Genomic DNA, 20,147 nt, shown 5'->3' with positions numbered 1-20,147 from the left:
GAAAGGACTTCGTTATGCCGAAAGACACGTCTAACGGCCCGACTATTTACGCTCGCCGCGAGAGCGAGGCACGCTCCTACTGCCGCTCCTTCCCGGTGAGCTTCACCTCTGCCCGTGGTTCGGAACTGACCGACGACGAGGGCAAGACCTACATCGACTTCCTGGCCGGCTGTTCCTCGCTGAACTACGGCCACAACGATCCGCACATGAAGGCGGCGTTGGTCGAGCACATCATGAGCGATGGCATCGCCCATGGTCTCGATATGCACACCGACGCCAAGGAAGCCTTCCTGCAGACGTTCGAGCGCCTGATCCTCGAGCCGCGTGGCATGGACCACAAGGTGATGATGGTCGGCCCGACCGGCACCAATGCCGTCGAGGCCGCGATGAAGCTCGCCCGCAAGGTCACCGGTCGCACCAACATCATCGCCTTCACCAACGGTTTCCATGGCATGACCGTGGGCGCGCTGGCGGCGACCGGCAACAAGGGCAAGCGCAACGGCGGCGGCATGCCGCTGCAGGGCGTGACCCACATGCCCTATGAGGGCGCCTTTGGTCCCGATGTCGATACGCTCGCGCAGATCGAGATGATGCTCGAGAACCCCTCGTCGGGTCTCGACGCCCCCGCCGCCTTCCTCGTGGAGCCGGTGCAGGGTGAGGGCGGCCTCAACGCCGCCTCCGCCGAATGGCTGCGCGGCATCGCCCGCCTTGCCAAGAAGCACGGCGCGCTGCTCATCGCCGACGACATCCAGGCCGGCATCGGCCGGACCGGCACCTTCTTCTCCTTCGAGGAGATGGGCGTCGAGCCGGACATGATCCCGCTGGCGAAATCGCTCTCGGGCTTCGGCCTGCCCTTCGCCGCGCTTCTGCTGAAGCCGGAGCTCGACGTCTGGAAACCCGCCGAGCACAACGGCACCTTCCGGGGCAACACCCACGCCTTCATCACGGCGCGCGTGGCGCTCGAGAAGTTCTGGGCCGATGGCCGCTTCCAGAAGTCGCTGGCCGAGAAGGCGCAGCTGATCGAGGACGAGCTCAAGACCATCGCCGAGATGGTCCCCGGTGCCTATCTCAAGGGCCGCGGTTTGATGCGCGGCGTCGATGTCGGCTCGGGCGAGTTGGCCGGTGCGATCTGCGCCGCGGCCTTCGAGCGCGGTCTGATCATCGAGACCTCGGGTGCGGACGACGAAGTCGTCAAGGTGCTCGCGCCGCTCACCACCTCGGAGGAGACCTTCCGCAAGGGTTTCGACATCCTGCGTGAGAGCGTCGCCACCAGCCTGAACAACCACAAGATTGCCGCGGAGTGACATCATGATTGTACGCGATTTCAACGACCTGAAGAATACCGACAAGCATATTGCCGACGCGCAGTGGACCTCCACCCGGATGCTGCTGGCGCAGGACGGCATGGGCTTCTCGTTCCACATCACCATCCTCGAGGCGGGCTCGGAACACACGTTCCACTACAAGCACCACTTCGAGAGCGTCTACTGCATGAAGGGCAAGGGCTCGATCACCGATATCGCCACCGGCGAGACCCACGAGATCAAGCCCGGCGTCATGTATGCGCTCAACCTCAACGACAAGCACATCCTGCGTGCCGAGGAAGAGCTTCACATGGCCTGCTGCTTCAACCCGCCCGTCACCGGTACCGAAGTGCACCGCGAAGACGGCTCCTACGCCCCCGCCGAGGAGGTGGCGTAAGCCATGACCCATACCGTTGAGAAAATCGGCGGGACGAGCATGTCCCGCCTCAACGAACTGCGCGACACGCTGCTCATCGGCGGCCGCGAGGGGGATGATCTCTACGGTCGTGTCTTCGTGGTTTCCGCCTTTGGCGGCATCACCGACCTGCTGCTCGAGCACAAGAAATCGGGCAAGCCGGGCGTTTACGGCCAGTTCGCCAACTCCGACACCGGCCACGGCTGGCACGACGCGCTGACCGAAGTCTCCAAGGCGATGATCGAGGCGCATGAATCCGTGCTCGATCATCCTGGCGACGTCGAGCAGGCGACCGACTTCGTGCGCAACCGCATCGAGGGCGCGCGCAACTGCCTGATCGACCTGCAGCGGCTGTGCTCCTACGGGCACTTCCAGCTGTCGGAGCACATGCTGCAGATCCGCGAGCTGCTCTCCGGTCTCGGCGAGGCGCATTCGGCCTATGTCACCGTGCTGATGCTCCAGCGCTCCGGCGTCAACGCGCGCAACGTCGATCTGTCGGGCTGGCGCGACGATGGTCACTACACGCTCGAAGAGCGCATCATGAAAGCGATGGAGGGCGTCGATCCGACCACCGAGATGCCCATCGTCACAGGCTATGCCCAGTGCACCGAAGGGCTGATGCGCGAGTTCGACCGCGGCTATTCCGAGGTGACCTTCTCGAAGCTGGCGGCTCTGACGTCGGCGCGCGAGGCGATCATCCACAAGGAGTTCCACCTCAGCTCGGCCGACCCCAAGCTGGTGGGCGCAGAGAACGTGCGCAAGCTGGGCCGCACCAACTACGACGTGGCCGACCAGCTGTCGAACATGGGGATGGAGGCGATCCACCCCAAGGCCGCCAAGACGCTGCGCCAGGCGCAGGTGCCGCTGCGCGTCACCAATGCCTTCGAGCCGGGCGATCCGGGCACGCTGATCGACGATCAGCCCGCCGAGACCCCGGCGGTCGAGATCGTCACCGGGCTCGACATCGTGGCGCTCGAGGTCTTCGAGCAGGACATGGTGGGCGTGAAGGGCTATGACGCCGCGATCCTCGACGTGCTGACCCGTCACCAGGTCCGCATCGTCTCGAAGGTGTCGAACGCCAACACCATCACCCACTACCTGGACAGCTCGCTCAAGACGATGCGCCGGGTGGAGGACGATCTGGCCAAGCTCTACCCGCAAGCCAAGATCAGCTCGCGCACGCTGTCGATGGCCTCGGTCATCGGACGTGACCTCAGCACCCTGCGCGTCCTGACGCGCGGTCTGCAGGCCATCGCCGAGGCGGGCTATGAAGCGATCGGTGCCACTCAGGGTCCGCGCAACGTGGACGTGCAGTTCATTCTCGAGCGCGACGACCTCGATCCGGTCATCGCCGCCTTGCACGGAGCCTTCGTTTCCCCGCAGGCCAGCCAGAAGCTGAAGACAGCCGCCTGAGCCTGCACCATCCGACAGGGACTTCGACCAACTGGGGCGGCTTTCGGGCCGCCCCTTTTTCCATCCCCCCTGCCCCACGCCCGCTTCTCTTCGAAAAGACCCGCAATCCACGCCCAAGGCTTTCGCGCCCAGCCCCTCGAGACCGTCACACCTATGTCAGAGAGCTGCGGCAACAGGGGGGCATTGTTCTCGGCGGGCTTGCGCTATATTGGCACGGCTTCCCCGTGTTCGCTGTCCGGAGGTGACCACCGATGCAGACGCCTTATTACCTGATCGACAAATCGCGGCTCCTGCCCAATCTCGAGAAGATCGCCCACCTGCGCGAGACCTCCGGCGCCAAGGCGCTGCTGGCGCTCAAGTGTTTCGCCACCTGGTCGGTCTTTGACATGATGAGCGAGTACATGGATGGCACCACCTCCTCCTCGCTTTTCGAGGTCAAGCTGGGCCGGGAGAAATTCCCCGGAGAGACCCATGCCTATTCGGTGGCCTGGGCCGACCATGAAATCGAAGACGTGCTGGCAAGCTCGGACAAGGTGATCTTCAACACCGCCGCGCAGCTCTCCCGCTTCGAAGAGGTCAGCCGCGGCCACACCCGCGGGCTGCGCGTCAACCCGGGCGTGTCCACCTCGGGCTTCGATCTCGCCGACCCCGCCCGCCCATTCTCGCGCCTTGGCGAGCATGACCCCAAGGACATCGAGCCTGTGCTCGAGCAGATCAGCGGCTTCATGTTCCACAACAACTGCGAGAACGCCGACTTCGAGCGCTTCGACGCCATGCTCGGCTCCATCGAGCAGCGCTTCGGCCACCTGATCCGCCAGATGAAATGGATCAGCCTCGGCGGCGGCATCCACTTCACCGGCGAGGGCTACCCGCTCGACCGCCTTGCCGAGCGGCTCAAACGCTTTGCTGGCGAAAACGAGGTGCAGGTCTATCTTGAGCCCGGAGAGGCGACGATCACGAATTCGACCACGCTGGAGGTGACGGTGCTCGACACGCTCTTCAACGGCAAGAACCTCGCGATCGTCGACAGCTCGATCGAGGCGCATATGCTCGACCTGCTGATCTACCGCGAAAGTGCCAAGATGAAGGAAAGCGGCGATCAGCCCTGGATGATCTGCGGCAAATCCTGCCTGGCGGGCGATATCTTCGGCGAGTTCATGTTCCCCAAGGCGCTGAACCCCGGCGACCGGCTCAGCATTCAGGACGCCGCCGGTTACACGATGGTCAAGAAGAACTGGTTCAACGGGGTGCAGATGCCCTCGATCGCCATCCGCGAGCTCGACGGCAGCGAACGGCTGGTGCGCGACTTCACCTACGACGATTTCAGCGCCGCGCTCTCCTGAGCGCACGCAAACCAAGACGGACAAAGACGGAGGTCCAGTGAGTTGAAAAAAGACGTTCTCATCATCGGCGCAGGCGGCGTCGCTCAGGTCGTGGCGCATAAATGCGCTCAGAACAACGATGTGCTCGGCGAGATCCATATCGCCAGCCGGACGCTTTCGAAATGCGAAGCGATCCTTGAGTCGGTCCGCGAAAAGGGCGCGATGAAGGTTGAGGGCGTCCTCAAGGCTCACCAGGTCGACGCGATGGACACGGCCGCCGTCGCGCAGCTGATCCGCGACACCGGCGCGCAGATTGTCATCAACGTGGGCTCGGCCTTCGTCAACATGTACGTGCTCGACGCCTGCATCGAGACCGGCGCCGCCTATATCGACACGGCGATCCACGAGGATCCCGCGAAGATCTGCGAGACCCCGCCGTGGTACGCCAACTACGAGTGGAAAAAGCGCGACCTCTGCGCCGAGAAAGGCATCACCGCGATCCTTGGCGCCGGTTTCGATCCGGGCGTGGTCAACGCCTTCGCCCGCTTCGCCATCGACCAGATGGACGAGGTCAAGAGCATCGACATCGTCGACATCAACGCGGGCTCGCACGGCAAGTATTTCGCCACCAACTTCGACCCCGAGATCAACTTCCGCGAGTTCACCGGCACCGTCTACTACTGGGAAGACCAGCAGTGGAAGGAAACCTCGATGTTCGCCTCGGGCAAGGACTGGGACCTGCCCGTCGTCGGCACCCAGCGCGCCTACCAGTCGGGCCACGACGAGGTGCATTCGCTCTCGGCCAACTACCCGCAGGCGGACGTGCGCTTCTGGATGGGCTTTGGTGAGCATTACATCAACGTCTTCACCGTGCTGCAGTCGCTCGGCCTGCTCTCCGAGCAGCCGGTGACAACCGCCGAAGGCCTCGAGGTCGTGCCGCTGAAAGTCGTCAAGGCCGTGCTGCCCGACCCCTCCTCGCTCGCGCCCGACTACACCGGCAAGACCTGCATCGGCGATCTGGTGAAGGGCGTGAAGGACGGCGAAGAAGTCGAGATGTTCGTCTACAACGTCGCCGACCACAAGGACGCCTACACCGAGGTGGGCAGCCAGGGCATCTCCTATACCGCGGGCGTGCCGCCGGTCGCCGCGGCGATGCTGGTCGCCTCGGGCGAGTGGGATGCGAAGACCATGAAGAACGTCGAGGAACTCGACCCCAAGCCCTTCTTCACCATCCTCGACGAGATCGGTCTGCCGACCCGCGTCAAGGATGCCAAGGGCGACCGCCCCTGGAATGCCTGACCGCCTGATCGTCTGACGGCGACTCACACCAAGGGCCGGGAGCCATGCTTCCGGCCCTTTCCTTTTCACTGCCTTTCTTGCAGCCGGGCGACAATTTTCCGCCGCCGTGCCGCCAAGTCGTCACCACGTCTTGCAAACCCCGCGCGCCCGAGGTTTCTGTCGCCGTGACGGGAAAAAGAGCGGCTGCCAATTCGACGATCTTTGACGGGACCTTATCTGGCGCAATGCATCGGTTTAGGGTGCCTTCCGCTTGCCGTTCCTATTGGCAAATGCTCTTTTCCTTCGCAGTGGTTTCATGCGGCTGTTAGGCGATGTTTCTAAGAACATCCGCAGTCGCATTGCTCGGCAGTTGGAAGGAAAGAGATTCATGCAGGCAATTACCCCGGTCATTCTTTGTGGCGGTTCCGGAACACGGCTCTGGCCGGTCTCGCGCAAGAGCTACCCCAAGCAGTTCGCGCGGCTCGTGGATGACACCAGCCTGTTCCAGGCCACCGCCGAGCGGCTCTCGGGCAGCGCCTGCTTCACCAAGCCTGTCGTCGTGACCAACTCCGACTTCCGCTTCGTGGTGACCGAGCAGCTCTCGGCCATCGGCATCGACCCCGGCGCGATCCTGATCGAGCCCGAGGGGCGCAACACCGCCCCCGCCGTGCTCGCCGCCGCGCTGCACCTCGCGCGCAAGGATCCCGAGGCCGCGATGCTGGTCGCGCCCTCGGATCACCGCATCCCCGACCGCGAGTCCTTCCGCGCCGCGGTCGAGAACGGCCGGGCCGCGCTCGAGCAGGGCAAGCTGGTGCTTTTCGGCATCCACCCCGACCGGCCCGAGACCGGCTACGGCTACCTCGAACTCGACCTCGCCAACGCCGGTCCCGCCACCACGCCGCTGAAGCGCTTCGTCGAAAAGCCCGGCGCCGAGAATGCCGCCAAGATGTTGGCGCAGGGCGGCTTCCTCTGGAACGCCGGGATCTTCCTCTTCCGCGTCAAGGACATCCTCGCCGCCTTCGAGACCTACGCCCCCGGCCTGCTGGCCCCGGTCAGCGCCGCGGTGGACCAGGCCGAGGTCGACCTCGGCTTCCTGCGCCTCGCGCCCGGCCCCTGGTCCGAGGCCGAGGACATCTCGATCGACTACGCGGTGATGGAGAAATCCGACGCGCTGGAAGTGGTGCCCTTCGACAGCGGCTGGTCCGACCTCGGCGGCTGGGACGCAATCTGGCGCGAGCTCGAGCAGGACGAGAACGGCGTGGTCTGCAGCGAGGGCGCCACGGCGATCGACTGCGAGGGCTCTATGCTGCGCACCGGCTCCGACGCCATCGAGATCGTCGGCATCGGCCTCAAGGACGTCATCGCCGTGGCGATGAACGACGCCGTGCTGGTGGCCAGCAAGGACCGCGCTCAGGACGTGAAGCTGGCCGTCGACGCGCTGAAGAAGAAGGGCGCCAAGCAGGCGGTCGAATTCCCGATGGACCACCGCCCCTGGGGCTGGTTCGAAAGCCTCGTGGTCGGCAGCCGCTTCCAGGTGAAGCGGATCCATGTGCACCCCGGCGCCTCGCTGTCGCTGCAGAGCCACTTCCACCGCTCCGAGCACTGGATCGTGGTCGAGGGCACCGCGCGGGTCACCGTCGACGACGAGGTCAAGCTGGTGACCGAGAACGAGAGCGTCTACATCCCGCTCGGCGCGGTTCACCGGATGGAGAACCCCGGCAAGATGCCGATGGTGCTGATCGAGGTGCAGACCGGCTCCTATGTCGGCGAGGATGACATCGTGCGTTACGAGGACGTCTACGCCCGCGGCCAGGGCGCCAAGGGCTGACCCCGCCAAGAGCGAACATACCGCGCCGGCCCGCGAGGGTCGGCGCTTCTGCAAAGACAGGAAAGGCGCCCCGATGGCACCGAAATTCGGAACGAGCGGCCTGCGCGGCCTCGTGGTGGAACTGACCCCCGAACTGGTCGCCGACCACGTTCGCGCCTTCGCCGCAGCCTGCGACCACGGCGGGCTTCTCTGCGTCGGACAGGATCTGCGCCCCTCGAGCCCGCGCATCGCGAGCGACATCATCGCCGCCGCCCGCGCCGAGGGGCTGCGGGTGATCGACTGCGGCGCGCTGCCGACCCCGGCGCTGGCGCTCGCCGCGCAGGAGACTGGCGCCGGCGCGATCATGGTCACCGGCAGCCACATCCCCGCCGACCGCAATGGCCTCAAGTTCTACACCCGCAGCGGCGAAATCACCAAGTCCGACGAGGCGGCGATCACCGCCGCGCTCGGGCGCCCGGCAGGCACCGCCGAGGGCCCGCTCGACACCGATCCCGAGGCCGGTACCCGCTTCGTCGCCCGCTACGTCGACACGCTTGGCAGCGACGCCCTTTCGGGCAAGCGCATCGGCCTCTACGCCCATTCCGCCGTCGGCCGCGACGACCTGCGGGCCATGCTCGAAGGCCTCGGCGCCGAGGTGCGCGAGCTGGGACGGTCCGAGACCTTCATCCCCGTCGACACCGAGGCGGTGGACCCGGACACCCGCGCACAGATCGCCGCCTGGGTGACGGAGCACAAGCTCAACGCGCTGGTCTCCACCGATGGCGACAGCGACCGCCCGCTTCTGGCCGACGAGACCGGCACCATCGTGCCCGGCGACATCATGGGCCAGATCACCGCCGAAGCCCTCGGTGCCGAGGCGGTGGTGACGCCGATCTCCTCCAATTCCGGCGTGACTCGCAAGCGCTTCGGCAATGTGCTCACCACCCGCATCGGTTCGCCCTTCGTGATCGCCGGCATGGAAGAGCTCGGCGGCAAGGTCGTCGGCTACGAGGCCAACGGCGGCTTCCTCCTCGGCTTCCCCGCCGAGGGGCCGACCGGCACGCTCGCCGCCCTGCCCACCCGCGACTGCATGCTTCCACTCATCATGACGCTGATCGCCACTGGCGACGGCCCTCTGTCGGCCCGCGTCGCGCAGGAGCCGCCCGTCGTCACCATGGCCGACCGCCTTCAGGAGGTGCCGCAGGAGGCCTCGCAACCCTTCGTCGCCAAGCTGCGCGAGGACAGCGCAGCCCGCGCGGCCTTCCTCGCCCCGCTCGGCGCCACCGAGGCAGCCTGCGATCAGACGGACGGCGTGCGCATCACCCTCGCCGACGGCCGCATCCTGCACGTCCGCCCCTCAGGCAACGCCCCGGAGCTGCGGCTCTACGTCGAGGCACAGGACCGCGCCGGCGCCGAGGCGCTCATGCACGAGGGGCTGACGCAGCTGCGCGAGGCGATCCTCGGCTGACAGAGCGGTCACGCAACTCACCGGCCCGATCCCCGCGATCGGGCCGACGCATCCCCTAAAGGCTCGCCTTGATCCGCGCCTCGCCGGTCGCCCCCGGTTCCTGACCTGCCCCACCGTTGCTGGCATTCAGCATCGACGGCAGCGTCCCGGCGGCCACCGCCGCACCGGTCACAACAAGCGCAAGGCCAAGCACGGTCCAGGTCGGCACCCGGTTGATCATCTGGGTCGGTTGATAACAGCTTCCACATTGCTGCGCCCCAAAGCGCAGCTTGTGATTGCAATACCTGCACTTGAAATAGCGATGACTCCGCAAGGACATGATCGCCCCCCTAAAATAGGAATCTGAATTCAATTGTGCGATTAACTCGCGTCTTAAGACTTAAACGATTGTGCCCGAAGGATACGGTAAAGTCGGACACCCGCGGAAGAGAAACCAGTCAGCTCCAAAGATATCGGTCGGACCACAAAACACCGACACGGCCCTAATTGAACCTTCGGTACCAGGGTATCACCCGCCGCACTCTCCTGTCACCGTGGACGCAGCGATCGCGGGCGCCCGCAAAAGCTGTGCGCGAGACATGCCGAAAATCCCGGCACACCCCTGCGCAGCCTCCATGCAGGGTGGGCTCCCTGCGACACCCTGGCGGCACCCCGAACATAGCAAACGCGCGCCGCTCCCAAGGAGCGAACGCGCCTTCCGAAGATGTCTCAATACCCGGTGCGGTTGCACATGGCGGTGAAGGTTTTCACCATCAGCTTGACGTCGGTGGCGCAGGACATCACCCGCAGGTATTCGATATCCATCGCCACGCGCTCGTCATAGGTCACATCGTTGCGCCCCGACACCTGCCAAAGCCCGGTCACCCCCGGCTTCATTGACAGGTAAGCCGCTTGGTGCACGCCATATTTCTCGAGTTCCGCATCGACGATCGGGCGCGGCCCGACAAAGCTCATCTCCCCGAGAACCACGTTCCAAATCTGCGGCAACTCGTCGAGGCTGGTCTGCCGCAGGAACCTGCCGATCAGGGTGATCCTCGGATCCTTGGTCAGCTTGTGATCGCGCGCCCATTCCGCCGCGGCGGCCTCGTCGCTGGCCAGCAGCGCCTGCAGCTTTTCCTCGGCATTCGGCACCATGGTGCGGATCTTCCAGCAGCGGAAGGTCCGACCGTCCTTGCCGACACGCTTGTGGCCAAAGAAAACCGGCCCACCATCGGCGCGCACGACGACCCACAGCACAGCAATCACAGGCAGCAGGACGGGCACCAGCATCATTGCGACGGCAAGGTCGAACCACCGCTTCAGGACTTGAGCGTAGACCCTGTCGCTCCAACGGAGAAAGCGGCCATCGGTGGGGCGTGGGGAGTGGGCGTCATCTTCGCTTGCCCCGAATTCAATGGATCTCATCGGCTAAATCCTCCAAGCGAAATGGCTAGATGCATCGATCCGACGGCGGACATGCCGGACAAAAGAGTTAATTTCTGAAACATCTTGGGCCGAGTATTGTACGGAGCTGAGGGTCAGCTCCCGTTAATCATTAAGTACACTTTGCTGATACACGCGGTGCTTTAGGGCTTCAACCCGCGGCTACAAGACGTTTTCGTAACGGATTTTTGGCAGTTCGAGCGCCGCCGAACGCCCGCAACAAACCTTTCATCAAAATTACCGCTCTGGAAACAGTGGCTTGAACTTTTCGGGCAGCAGCCAAACCCTCCCTGTTCCCGGGCCTAGTTGACGCAGGGACCGATTTTCCCAAACCCGGTTTTGTGGCCGACAATGCACACAGTTGGGCCCTGATGCTGAAAGAAACGGCGGTCGCCGGACGCGCCGGCGCACCATTCCGTGGCGGCTGGGGCATGAATGGGACAAATAGCGGCAAAAGCGAGGCTTTTGCGTCCCGAACGCGGTCCCTTTGTCCGCGAACGCGCCAGATTCCCGACTCGGCGCGAATCAACCATGGCGAGTATGAAGGTGTTCCAGCACCCCTTAAGGGTCTCACCTCAGGTCGAGACGAACTCCACCTTGCCAGAGCTCAGCAGCGCTGCTGTCAGCCTGCCAGTGGCATAGGCGCCTGTATCAACCGGAACGCGCCCCGCGGTCGGGCGGGCGTGATCGGTGATCGTGTGCCCATGCACCACCCAATTGCCATCGGTCCGCGCCGTGGTCTCGAAACCGGGCGGTCCCCAGATCAGGTCCCGGGAACTTTGCGCCTCGAGCGGTCGGAGCGGGTCGGCCCCGGCATGGCAGATGAAGACGTTGCCGGTCTGCCAACTCAACGGCAGCCCGCGCAGCCAGGTCTCGATCTCCGGGGTCATCGCCGCGCGCAAACGATCGCGCAGCTTCACCCAGTCCTCTTCCGGCGCCGTATGCGCGACCCCGGCCAGGCCATAGCTCGCCAGCGTCTGCAGCCCGCCGTACTTGAACCAGCGCGCCCCCGCCGTCTTTGGATCGTCGAGAAAGTCCAGCATCATCTGGTCGTGGTTGCCGCGCAGGCAGATCACCTGTTCGCTGCCCAGACGAGCCTGCATCTGCTGCAGACGGCGCAGCACCGCGGCGCTCTCGTCCCCCCGGTCGACATAATCCCCGACCAGCACCAGCTTGGTCTCCGGCGACGAGCGCCCTTCGAGGCGCCCCAACAGCTTGGCGAGCAAGGCGTCGCAGCCATGAACGTCACCGATGACGATACATCTGTCGGCGGGGCGGAACGGGGCATCGAAGACGGGCGCGGGCGGCTTGCGGCGTTTGAACAGGAACTTCATGGGGCGTGAGGTAGATTCAAAGGGGTTCGGTGCCAAGTGGCAATGCGGCGCTTGACACAAGGTCAGCTAGCCGCTCCCCGGAAAGCACGCCCTAAGACCGTGCCCGGGACCGCGCGCGCCGATGCCGGCGCGCGCGTCGGGTTTCGCTCAGGCCTCCAGTTCGGTCGCCGTGATCGAATAGGCGAAGCTGCCCGGATCGAGCTCGTCCTGCTCGACGCCGTCGATCTCGGCCTGCGGGTACATCAGGAAGCCCACCTCGTCGCGCGCCGAGCCAGGCAGCGCCACGTCATGCGCGAAGTTGAAGCCGATCCAGTTGCCTTCCCAGGACCCGAAGAGCGCGGCGCGCACCGCGCGCACCTTGGGATCGTCGAGCGCGAGGTTCTTCGGCGGCTCCTCGAGCATCACCTTGCGCACGTCCGCCGGGTCGACCGCGACCCAGCCGTAGTCCGACAGGAAGACCTCGGCGCGGCAGTGTTGCGCCTTGCTGACATCCGACGACCCCGCGCCAAGGCTCTTGTAGCCAAAGGCCGAAGGCGCCACGCGCAGACCGTAGACATCGCGCGCTGGCAGGCCGGCGGCCCGCGCCAGCCCGACATAAAGCGCGTTGAGATCGGCGCATTTGCCGGTCAGATCGCCCATCTCCAGCATCGAGGCCACGTCGCCGATGCCGCAGCCGCGGGTCTCGGGGTTCCGCTCGGTGCTCTCGACGACCCACTCGTAGATCGCCCGCGCCTTCTCGAGATCGGTCTCCATCTCTTCGGTGATCATGTCGGCGGTCGCCTTGACGATACCGTCGGTCGGGATCAGCCGCGTCGGCGCGGTGTAGAGCGCGCGATCCGCCTCCGAGAGCGTCGCCCCCTGCCCCGGCGCGCCAAGGTCGACAGCGCGGTCGCGGGTCGAGACCTGCGCGGCCACTTCCAGCTCGGCACTCTCCTGCCCGCCGCTCCAGACCGCATGGATGAACTGCGCGCCGCTCTCGGCGTCGGTCACCAGCTCGGCGATGTCGGCATTGCCCGAGAAGCTCGGCGCCTCGGCCTGCATCCACCCCGCCTCGTTCACCGAGGGCACCGGGACCCAGGCCTGCACGGGCTTGCCGCCCGCCGGGATCTCGACGCGCGTGGTGACCTCGAACCGGCGCCAGTCCGCCGGGGTCGGGCTGAAGGCGGCACGCGCCCCGCGCGGCAGCAGCGGCGACAGCGCAAGCGCCGCGCCCGCCGTGATGAAGTGTCTCCGATCCAGGGTCATCGAGTGTCTCCTTCGCATGGGGAACCGCCCTCCCGTAATTGCCGCCGCTGATAGCCCGGACGTCCCCACATCTCAAGGCTGTAGCTCGCCGCGCCGCGCAATTCGGCCGCGCCCGCGCAGGCCGCACCGGCGATGTAACGCAAAGCACGAAAAATTTGACGCACCGCCGTTCTCCCGACGTCGTTTGCGGTTTATCTGGGGGCATGGATGTTGTTCTCGTCACCGCGGTCATCGCGTCGCTCTTTCTCGTCATCGCCGCGGCCGAGCCGCTGGCGGCCCGCCTCGGCCTGCCCTACAGCGCCATCCTCGCGCTTCTCGGCACCTTCATCGGCGGGGCGGCGATCTTCTTCCTGCGCACCGATATCACCGACGCGCTCAATCCCGTGGCCGCGGCGATCATCAACTTCCCCATAAGGTCCAACGTCTTCCTATACGTCTTCCTGCCCACCCTGCTGTTCCAGGCAACGCTGGGCATGAACCTCAGGCGGATGCTCGACGACTGGGTGCCGATCCTCGTGCTGGCCATCGTCGCGGTGGTCGCCGCCACGCTCTTTGTCGGTCTGGCGCTCTCGTGGACGAGCGCGCTGCCGCTCATGGCCTGCTTCCTCGTCGGGGCGATCGTGTCGACCACCGATCCCTCGGCGGTGGTCGGCATCTTCCGATCCATCGCCGCACCGCGCCGGCTGGTGCGCATCATCGAGGGCGAGAGCCTGCTCAACGACGCCGCCGCCATCGCGCTCTTCGGCCTGTTCATGGGCTTCGTGATGGAGGGCGTGCCAAACCCCACGCCGCTCGGCGCGCTCGCCCAGTTCCCCATGCTGCTCGGCGGCGGGGCGGTGGCTGGCTGGATGGTGGCCCAGGGCGCGATCGGCGCCATGGCCCTGCTCGAACGCTACGAAAAGGCGCAGCTCTCGGTGTCCATCGCCCTGCCCTATCTCGCCTACATCGGCTCCGAGCAGGTTTTTGGCGCCTCGGGCGTCATCGCCGTGGTGGTCTCGGGGCTCACCCTCAACCTCGTCGGCCCCGGAAAGATCCCGCCCACCGCCTGGGCCAACCTCAAGGACGTCTGGGATATCCTCGCCCATTGGGCCGGCGCGCTGATCTTCATCCTCGCCGCGCTGCTGATCCCGCGGCTGCTCGAGGACACGAACTTCCGCGATTTCCTGCTGATCCTCGTGGTCGTCGTCGCCGCCATCGCCGCCCGCGCCGCGATCCTCTCTGGCCTGCTGCCGATCCTGCGGCTGCTGCGCTTGTCGCCGAAGATCGAACGCCCCTACCGGGTCGCGATCCTCTGGGGCGGGCTGCGCGGTGCGCTGACCCTCGCGCTGGCCCTCGCGGTGACCGAGAGCTTCCGCGTGCCCTTCGAAGTCAAGCGCGTGGTCGGCATCCTCGCCACCGGCTTTACCCTCTGGACGCTGCTCGTGCAGGGCACCACCCTCACCTGGGTGATCAAAAAGCTCGGCCTCGACAAGCTCGCCCCGCTCGACCAGGCGCTCTCCAACCAGGTGGTTGCCGTGGCGCTGCAATCCGTGCGCGAGCAGGTCTCGACCACCACCGACACCTACGGGCTCGACCGGGAGATCGTGCGCTCCGAGGCCAAGCGCTTCGGCGCCCGTCTCGACAAGGCGGTGAAATCCGCCGAGGAAGGCGACGAGATCCTGGACCGGGACCGCATCACCCTGGGGCTCATCGCCCTTGCCGGGGCCGAGCGCGACGCGACCACCGCGCGGATCCGCGAGCGCACCATGTCGCTGCGGCTCGCGCAAAAGGCCCTCTCCGATTGCGACCAGCTGATCGAAGGCGCGCGCAGCGACGGCCGGACCGGCTACCAGCGCGCCGCCCGCGCCAGCGCGCGCTACGGGGCGCCCTTCCGCACCGCGCTCTTTGCCCACAACCGTCTCGGCATCTCTGGGCCGCTGGCGCGCATGACCGCTGACCGCTTCGATCTGCTGCTGGCGCAGCGGCAGATCCTGCGCGACCTCGAGGGCTTCATCGACGGCCGCATCCGACGCATCCATGGCCGCCGCATCGCCGACCTGCTGCGCGAGCTGCTCTCGCGCCGGCTCGACGCCGTCGAAACCGCCCTCGAAGGCCTGCGCCTGCAATACCCGGGCTACGCCGACGAGCTCGAACGCCGCTTCATCCGCCGCACCGCCCTGCGGCTCGAAGAGGGCGAATACGACACGATGTATGACGACGGGCTGATCGGCGCCGAGCTCTTTACCGCGCTCAAGCAGGACCTTGCCCGCCGCCGCGCCAAGGCCGAGCAGCGCCCGCCGCTCGACCTGTCGGTGCAGCGCACCGAGCTGGTCCGCCAGTTCCCGCTCTTCGCCGATCTCGAGGAAAAGGACATCCGCCCCCTCGCCCGCGCGCTGCGCACCCGCTATGCAGCGCCGGGCGACATCATCATTCGCCGCGACAGCACCGCGCGCGCGGTCTGGTTCATTGCATCGGGCGCGCTCGAGCAGCAGGTCGGCGGACAGAGCTTCCGCCTCGGCCGCGGCGAGATGTGCGGCCAACTCGCGCTGCTCATTCCCAGGCGGCGCCGCCGTTCCGAGGTCCGCGCCATCGCCCCCTCGACGCTGCTGCGCCTCGACGAGAGCCGCTTCAAGCGCCTGCTCAAACGCTCAGAGAAGCTGCGCGAGGCGGTCCGGCAAAGCGCCAAGCGCCGGGGGCTGGATGTCTCGGAGATCCTAGGCGAAGAGCCGGAGGCCCCGAAAGAGGCCTGACCGGCCCCGGGGCCGCATCCCCACGCAAATGGCGCGCCCTGGCTCGAAGGCGCGCCAATTTCACGTCAAAATATTGATAATATTATATTATTTCGTCTACGGCGCGTCCAGGAGCCTCTCCAGCTCCAGCATCGCCGCTTCCATCAGTTCGCGCCCCACGCGCTTGCCGCGCACCCGGATCACCCAGCCCTGCGCATCCTCGCCGAGCTGCACCGTCAGTCCCGAGGACAGCGCCTTGGCAGGCGACGCGGCCTTTTTCGGCCGCCCGCCCTTCTTCGGGTCCGAGGTGAGTTCGACCCCGTCCAGCGCCGCTGCGATCAGCTCCGCCTCCTCGGCGGCCGTCTCCGGCACCCGCTCGGCCAGCGCCTCACGCAGCCGCACCTCGGCGCCGTCGCGCAGCGCCGCGGCGATGCGCAGCCCGTCCTTCTCCTTGAGCAGGTCGGGGAAGGTCAGCATGTCGCCCAGCTCCTCGAAGATCAGCGCAAAGGAGCGTATCTTCGAGCGCTTCGCCTTGGAGGCCTGAGGAAACAGCGCGTTGACCGCCTCCTCGGCATTGACGAAGGCGCCCTGCTGCGCCGCGATCACCGCGATCCTCCCGCGCTCGTAATGGCTGAGCGAGGCGCGGATCTCGTTCTCCTCGATCATCGCGGCAAAGGTGCCGCCCATGGCCTCGGGGTCGCGGATCACAGCCTTAATCTTCTGGTAACGACTGTCCTTGGTCAGCGCATAAAGATCGCGGAAGGCCTTCAGCCGCCGGTAGCCCGAGAGCAGCCCGTAGCCGAACCCCTGCCCGTCTGCCGGCGTCGGAAACACCTCGATCGGCAGCCGCAGCCCGCCCTTGGCGATCGAGGCCTTCAGCTCCTCCATCTCCTCGGCGTCGAGCACCACCCGGTCACGCACCAGCGCATCGGCGTTGATGTCGTCCACGGCCAGCTCGAGCATCACCAGCCCCCGCCCCTCGGCATCCCGCAGCCGCTCGGCGTCAGCCTTGTCCTTCGCCGCCTCGGCCCGCTGCCCCGCCGGCCGCGGGTCATGCAGCGTCGCCGCCTCGGCGGCCACCTGCGCGATCGGCGCCGACATCAGCCCGCGCGACGAGCTTTCGCGGTGGAACTCCTCCTCGTAGCGGGTCAGGTCCTCTGCCGAGGGCGCCTCGAGCTTGCGTCTCTTTGCCATCAGACGGCCTCCCTCTCAGCCTGCTCCATCTGCGCGTCGCGCCACCACGTCCCGAGGATCACCTCCTTCACCTCTGCCCATGTCCGGTCGAAGGTCTCGCGCCCGCGCACATAGGTGTCCCGGTTGAAGTCCCGGTAATCGGTCTCGTAAATCCCCGAGACCTGCTCCCCCGCCTGCCCGACCATCGCGGTCAGCTCCTGCCGGTAGGTGGTCATGAAGTCGCCGAAATAAGCCTGGATGACATTCGCCAGGTCGGTCTGCTGCGCCGCGTCAAACCGCGTCACCAGTGCCCGGACCGCATCCCATTCGAACCGCATCTCGGGCAATCCGTCCGCGCGCCGAACCCGGTTCTCCCCCTCCTCGATCGAGGCAAAGGTCGAATAGATCATGTCAAAGAACCGCCCGGTCGAGTCGAACTCGAGGAAAGACGCCCCCAGCGGCACCAGCAGGATGTCCGCGGCCGAAAGCGCGTTGATCGTCAGGTAGCCAAGCGCCGGCGGGGTGTCGAGCAGGATGATGTCATAGTCATCCAGCATCCCCCCCTCCTCCAGCGCATTTGTCAGCGCGTCCCAGAGCGGCCAGCTCAGCATCTGCATCCGCCAGACAGGCACCTGGAATTCGGCCCAGTAGAGATTGAGCTGCGCGCCAATGAGGTCGATGTTCGGCCAGTGGGTCTTCTGCACGAGGTTTCGCGGCGAAACCTCCAGCGCAGCGCTCAGTGTCTCGTCGAATTGGAAAGGTGTCTGCCCGGCGGCCTCGCGGACCTTGTTCTCCTGCTGGAGGTGAAGCGCGTAGTCGCGGGCCAGCATCGGGAAGACGGTCTGCCATTCGTCCTCGACCTTGCCGCCCATGATCGAGGTCATCGAGCCCTGGCTGTCGAGGTCGATGACCAGCACCTTGTAGCCGTCGAGCGCGGCGGACATCGCAAGATGCGCGCAGGTCGAGGTCTTGCCGACGCCGCCCTTGAAGTTGGCCACGGCGACCACCTTGGCCGGAAGCCCCTCGGGGCGCCAGGCCCGGTACTCGCGATCCTTGGCGCCTTCCTCGGCGAAATGGTCGCGCAGCCGCAGAACCTCCTCGAGCGTGAACCACTTGGACCCGCCTTCGCCCTCGCCCTGCGGCAGGTCGGGGTTCTGGCGCAGCACGCGGCGCAGGTGGGCCGGGTTGACCGGGATCAGGTAGCGGCAGATTTCCCAGGTCGAGAAGCGCCGCAGCCGCTTCGCGCCGTCGGGCGCATAGCCGCGGCGGGCAAGATCGTCGCGACCGCGCATGGCAAAGGACGCGGCCTTTGCGAAACGCGCGGTGTCTATGGGATCGGCGAGCTTTGCCGCGGCCTCGGCCGGGTCGATGTTGAAGTAGGGGGGAAGGTCTGCCTTCGGCGGAGTGCCGGGTTTATGTGCCATGTCGCCTCACCATGTTCGCTGTTTGCCGCGATATCCTGAGAACTATGGCACATGCTGGGGGCAAAGTGGAAGCATTCGAGCGCTCATCTCACTCTAATTATGGAAGATATCACACAGACGGTCGGTATGTTTGAGTTTCTTTGAGTCCTTTTAAGAGCTTTAGGTTAATAAAAGTTCAATAAATACCTAGGGATACCCCTGATGCGGTGCCCGCTTGCGGGAGCAATGGTGCCCGGAAACGGGGGTAAAGGCACCCGTTTCCGGGATCAAGGGGTCCGATTCTCGGGGCGGCCTTGGAAAGACTGCGCGTTAGAGCCTGTTTTCGACGGATTAGGGTCTTTGGGCCAGGAATCGGACTCCTCCCGCGCAGGCCGGGCGAGTCGACATCCCGGAAATGGATACCTATCTCTGGGACCCAAGATCCTTGGGTGCCCGTTTACGGGGGGCGTCTTGGCGCGGGTTGAGGTGCCAGCGGGGATCTTGCTTGCGGATACCTTTTGGCGGATCATGGGGACAACCCGGCCGCGGCGACTCGCTTGGACGAGTCGTACGACAAGGCAGGGAACCACGAGGACCGGCAAGTGGGGCGAGGCCCCGGGAAAGCGAGAGCAGAATGGACGATATTCCGCGCGACCGGCTGAGCGGCCCGCTGCGCCGCGGAGCGGTGAAGAAGCACGTTGCGGCGATCCACGTTTCGGGCAAGCTCACGTTGCTGCAGCGCAAGCTGTCGAACGTGCTGCTGCTCAACGCCTACGACACGCTCACCTCGCAGTCTCGGCACCAGATCGACGCGCGCACGCTCAGTCTGATGATCGGCTACAACTCGAACGACATGGAGACACTAAAACAGTCTCTGCGCGGCCTCGCGGAGACTGTTGCGGAATGGGACATGCTCGACGAGAAGGGCCAGCAGGAATGGGGCGTCAGCTCGCTGCTCAGCTACGCCAAGCTGAAGGGCGGTGTCTGCGAATATGCCTACTCTCCGGCGCTCGCCGAGAAGCTGCACGACCCGAAGGTCTTTGCCCTGATCAACCTCAATATACAGCGGCGCTTCACCTCGGGCCACGCGCTGGCGCTCTACGAGAATTGCTACCGTTTCGTGCGCACCGGCTCGACCGGCTGGTGGTCGCTCGACCTCTTCCGGCGCCTGATGGGCGTGGCGGACAGCCCCTACTATGAGGTCTACAAGCAGCTCAACGCCAAGATCATCAAGCCCGCGGTGGCCGAGGTGAACAAGACCTCGAACATCCTTCTTACGCCGGAGACCCGCAAGATGGGGCGCACGGTGACGGAGATCCGCTTCCTGATTTCCGAGAATCCGCAATTGGCGATCCTCGATCTCGACGATGGGGAGGGGCTGCGCAACTCCGAGCTTTACGGTCGGTTGCGCGAGCTGGGCGTCTCGGACCGGCTGGCGCGTCAGTGGCTGGCCGAGCATGGCGAAGAGTATGTCGCCGAGAAGCTGGAGTATGTCGAGGGACAGGAGGGGGTGAAGAACACCGTCGGCTACCTCACCAAGGCGCTGCGCGAGGATTACGCGAAGGGCGCGCCGGCGAAGGCGCCGGAGGTTTCGCGGCGAAACCCTGCCAAACCGTCAACGCTGCGTGCGCGGCGTTTGGAACGCATTCGGGACCTCGCCGCAAGCCGCAAGCCGACGCAGAGAGACGCCGACAAGCTTCTGTTCATCGGCCGGCTCTCGGGTGCGGCGCGGGATGATTTTGAGCGCCATGGTTGGATGTCGGCGCTGAACGCCGAGGCCATCGCGGCCTTCTGGGAGGAGTTGTCGCCCGGCGCCTTCGACGGGCTCGCCGAGGACGCCGAGAGCGCGTAGCGT

15 protein-coding genes are annotated in these 20,147 nt (G+C 65.7%); 9 read left to right on the top strand and 6 right to left on the bottom strand.

The window, feature by feature from the left end; genetic code table 11:
* The first annotated feature begins 14 nt into the window (after positions 1 to 14).
* The 7 genes from ectB to G0D83_RS28515 all read left to right on the top strand — a co-directional run bounded on the left by ectB (position 15) and on the right by G0D83_RS28515 (position 9,007).
* The gene (gene ectB, locus G0D83_RS28545; RefSeq protein WP_164197866.1) at positions 15 to 1,304 is read left to right on the top strand and encodes a diaminobutyrate--2-oxoglutarate transaminase; all 1,290 of its coding nucleotides are present in this window, start codon (positions 15 to 17) and stop codon (positions 1,302 to 1,304) included.
* Between the two features lie 4 nt (positions 1,305 to 1,308).
* Positions 1,309 to 1,701, top strand: coding sequence for an ectoine synthase (locus tag G0D83_RS28540; RefSeq protein WP_108970280.1), 393 nt, complete (start codon positions 1,309 to 1,311; stop codon positions 1,699 to 1,701).
* A 3-nt stretch (positions 1,702 to 1,704) separates the two neighbouring features.
* Positions 1,705 to 3,132: an aspartate kinase gene (locus tag G0D83_RS28535; protein ID WP_164197865.1), complete on the top strand. Its 1,428-nt coding sequence runs from the start codon at positions 1,705 to 1,707 to the stop codon at positions 3,130 to 3,132.
* A gap of 251 nt (positions 3,133 to 3,383) precedes the next feature.
* A complete protein-coding gene (locus G0D83_RS28530; protein ID WP_164197864.1) occupies positions 3,384 to 4,475 on the top strand; it encodes a carboxynorspermidine decarboxylase in 1,092 nt (363 codons plus the stop codon).
* A 42-nt stretch (positions 4,476 to 4,517) separates the two neighbouring features.
* Positions 4,518 to 5,753 (top strand): saccharopine dehydrogenase family protein, encoded by a 1,236-nt coding sequence (locus G0D83_RS28525; protein WP_164197863.1) that lies wholly within the window; start codon positions 4,518 to 4,520, stop codon positions 5,751 to 5,753.
* Positions 5,754 to 6,120: 367 nt separating this feature from the next.
* Positions 6,121 to 7,560, top strand: coding sequence for a mannose-1-phosphate guanylyltransferase/mannose-6-phosphate isomerase (locus tag G0D83_RS28520; RefSeq protein WP_164197862.1), 1,440 nt, complete (start codon positions 6,121 to 6,123; stop codon positions 7,558 to 7,560).
* 73 nt (positions 7,561 to 7,633) lie between these two features.
* Positions 7,634 to 9,007, top strand: a complete 1,374-nt coding sequence (locus tag G0D83_RS28515) for a phosphomannomutase (protein WP_164197861.1) — start codon at positions 7,634 to 7,636, stop codon at positions 9,005 to 9,007.
* Between the two features lie 55 nt (positions 9,008 to 9,062).
* On the opposite strand, the gene G0D83_RS28510 is transcribed toward G0D83_RS28515, so the two are convergent.
* The 4 genes from G0D83_RS28510 to G0D83_RS28495 form a co-directional block, all read right to left on the bottom strand.
* Positions 9,063 to 9,227 carry a hypothetical protein gene (locus G0D83_RS28510; RefSeq protein ID WP_164197860.1) on the bottom strand — a complete coding sequence of 55 codons (165 nt, stop codon included), beginning with the start codon at positions 9,225 to 9,227 and terminating at the stop codon, positions 9,063 to 9,065.
* A gap of 488 nt (positions 9,228 to 9,715) precedes the next feature.
* Positions 9,716 to 10,411 carry a sugar transferase gene (locus tag G0D83_RS28505; RefSeq protein WP_164197859.1) on the bottom strand — a complete coding sequence of 232 codons (696 nt, stop codon included), beginning with the start codon at positions 10,409 to 10,411 and terminating at the stop codon, positions 9,716 to 9,718.
* 593 nt (positions 10,412 to 11,004) lie between these two features.
* Positions 11,005 to 11,763 carry a metallophosphoesterase family protein gene (locus G0D83_RS28500; protein WP_108970287.1) on the bottom strand — a complete coding sequence of 253 codons (759 nt, stop codon included), beginning with the start codon at positions 11,761 to 11,763 and terminating at the stop codon, positions 11,005 to 11,007.
* Between the two features lie 147 nt (positions 11,764 to 11,910).
* Entirely contained in the window at positions 11,911 to 13,008 is a 1,098-nt protein-coding gene (locus G0D83_RS28495) for a transglutaminase-like domain-containing protein (RefSeq protein ID WP_164197858.1), read from the bottom strand.
* 203 nt (positions 13,009 to 13,211) lie between these two features.
* Here G0D83_RS28495 and G0D83_RS28490 point away from each other — a divergent pair, with 203 nt between their 5' ends.
* The gene (locus G0D83_RS28490) at positions 13,212 to 15,737 is read left to right on the top strand and encodes a cation:proton antiporter (protein WP_164197857.1); all 2,526 of its coding nucleotides are present in this window, start codon (positions 13,212 to 13,214) and stop codon (positions 15,735 to 15,737) included.
* A 96-nt stretch (positions 15,738 to 15,833) separates the two neighbouring features.
* On the opposite strand, the gene G0D83_RS28485 is transcribed toward G0D83_RS28490, so the two are convergent.
* Positions 15,834 to 16,910 carry a ParB/RepB/Spo0J family partition protein gene (locus tag G0D83_RS28485; RefSeq protein ID WP_164197856.1) on the bottom strand — a complete coding sequence of 359 codons (1,077 nt, stop codon included), beginning with the start codon at positions 16,908 to 16,910 and terminating at the stop codon, positions 15,834 to 15,836.
* Positions 16,910 to 18,313, bottom strand: a complete 1,404-nt coding sequence (locus G0D83_RS28480) for an AAA family ATPase (RefSeq protein ID WP_108970291.1) — start codon at positions 18,311 to 18,313, stop codon at positions 16,910 to 16,912. The genes G0D83_RS28485 and G0D83_RS28480 overlap by 1 nt, the downstream gene beginning before the upstream one ends.
* Positions 18,314 to 18,926: 613 nt before the next feature.
* Between G0D83_RS28480 and G0D83_RS28475 the strand changes: the two genes are divergently transcribed.
* Complete coding sequence (locus G0D83_RS28475) at positions 18,927 to 20,144, top strand: replication initiation protein (RefSeq protein WP_108970292.1); 1,218 nt, start codon at positions 18,927 to 18,929, stop codon at positions 20,142 to 20,144.
* Positions 20,145 to 20,147: the final 3 nt, after the last annotated feature.

It is taken from the genome of Salipiger sp. PrR003 (assembly GCF_010500785.1).
Classification (GTDB): Bacteria; Pseudomonadota; Alphaproteobacteria; order Rhodobacterales; family Rhodobacteraceae; genus Salipiger; species Salipiger pacificus_A.
The sequence above is the reverse complement of the archived record's forward strand: the minus strand, read 5'-3'. Positions and strand labels throughout refer to the sequence as shown.